Annotated in this window: 3 protein-coding genes; all 3 read left to right on the top strand. The window is 74.7% G+C overall.

Going from position 1 to position 1,543, the window contains the following annotated elements:
* On the top strand, positions 1–271 hold a 271-nt coding region (locus AOK16_RS22065), incomplete at its 5' end, for an aldo/keto reductase (protein ID WP_205627754.1).
* Positions 272–307: 36 nt separating this feature from the next.
* Complete coding sequence (locus AOK16_RS22060) at positions 308–619, top strand: L-rhamnose mutarotase (protein ID WP_055473920.1); 312 nt, start codon at positions 308–310, stop codon at positions 617–619.
* A gap of 5 nt (positions 620–624) precedes the next feature.
* The gene (locus AOK16_RS22055) at positions 625–1,494 is read left to right on the top strand and encodes an amidohydrolase family protein (RefSeq protein ID WP_055473919.1); all 870 of its coding nucleotides are present in this window, start codon (positions 625–627) and stop codon (positions 1,492–1,494) included.
* Positions 1,495–1,543: the final 49 nt, after the last annotated feature.

Here is a 1,543-nt window from a genome sequence, read left to right as displayed (position 1 = left end):
CGACTACACCGCCGCCCCCGAGGAACTCCTCCAGCGGGCCCTGCGCCTGAAGGCCGTCGCCGAGCGGCACGGCGTGCCACTGAGGGCCGCCGCCCTCCGCTTCCCCTACGGACACCCGGCCGTGGCCTCCGTCCTCGTCGGAACCCGCTCGGCCGCCGAGGCGCAGGACGCCGCGAAGATGTTCCGCCACCCCGTCCCGGCCGCCCTCTGGGAGGAGCTGCGCGCCGAGGGCCTGCTGCCCGAACACGTACCGGTCCCGGCGGGCGACTGACCCCGCCGCGCCTGCCACAACCGCCTAGGAGCCGTCATGAGGGTCGCCCTGCACACGAGGGTCCGCGCCGACCGGATCGAGGAGTACGAGGCCGCGCACCGCGAGGTCCCCGAGGAGCTCACCGACGCCATACGGGCCGCGGGCGCGACCTCCTGGACGATCTGGCGCAGCGGCACCGAGCTCTTCCACGTCCTGGAGTGCGAGGACTACGCCCGCCTGCTCGCCGAGTTGGAGAAGCTGCCGGTCAACGTGGCCTGGCAGGCCCGCATGGGCGAGCTGCTCGACGTCAGCCACGACTACTCCGCGGACGGCGCCGCCGCGGGCCTGCCCGTCGCATGGGAGCTCTGACCGCGATGCCCGACAGCACCCGCCCCGAGGCGGTGATCGACGCCCACCACCACGTCTGGGACCTGTCCGTCCGCGACCAGCCCTGGATCACCGGCGAACTCGCCCCGATCCGCCGGGACTTCTCCCTGGCCGACCTCGAACCGGAAGCCCGCGCCGCCGGGGTGACCGGCACCGTGCTCGTCCAGACGGTCCCGATCGCGGAGGAGACCCCCGAGTTCCTCGCGCTCGCGGACGGCAGCGACCTGGTCGCCGGAGTCGTCGGCTGGACCGACCTGACCGCCCCCGACGCGGCCGACACTCTGGCCGCCCTGCGCGAACTGCCGGGCGGCGACCGCCTGGTGGGGATCCGCCACCCGGTCCAGGGCGAGGCGGACCCCCAGTGGCTGGTCCGCCCCGACGTGCGGCGCGGCCTGGCGGCCGTCGCCGACGCCGGGCTGGCCTACGACCTGCTGGTCCTGCCGCACCAGCTCCGTGCGGCCTTCAGAGTGGCCACGGTCCTGCCTCAACTCACCTTCGTCCTCGACCACCTGGCCAAACCGCCCATCGCCTCCGGCGAGCTCTACCCGTGGGCCGACCACGTACGGGCGCTGGCCGCCCTGCCCAACACGGCCTGCAAGCTGTCGGGCATGGTCACCGAGGCTGCCTGGGACGGCTGGACCGTCGAGGACCTGCGCCCGTACGCCGAGGTGGTGCTGGAGGCCTTCGGACCGGAGCGGCTGATGTTCGGCTCCGACTGGCCCGTCTGCCGCCTCGCCGCCTCCTACACCGACGTGGTCGACGCCGCCACCGCCCTCACCGCCACCCTGAGCCCCACCGAGCGGGCCGCCGTCTTCTCGGCCACGGCCACCAGGACGTACGGCCTGAAGACCGGCTGACCCGGACCGCCCCCTCGGCCCCCGGGCCGCCATCCGGCCCGGACCGCCA

Origin of the sequence: Streptomyces pathocidini (genome assembly GCF_001418495.1) — a bacterium.
Taxonomy (GTDB): domain Bacteria; phylum Actinomycetota; class Actinomycetes; order Streptomycetales; family Streptomycetaceae; genus Streptomyces; species Streptomyces pathocidini.
Note: the sequence above shows the minus strand (reverse complement) of the source record. Positions and strands in the feature narration are given on the sequence as shown.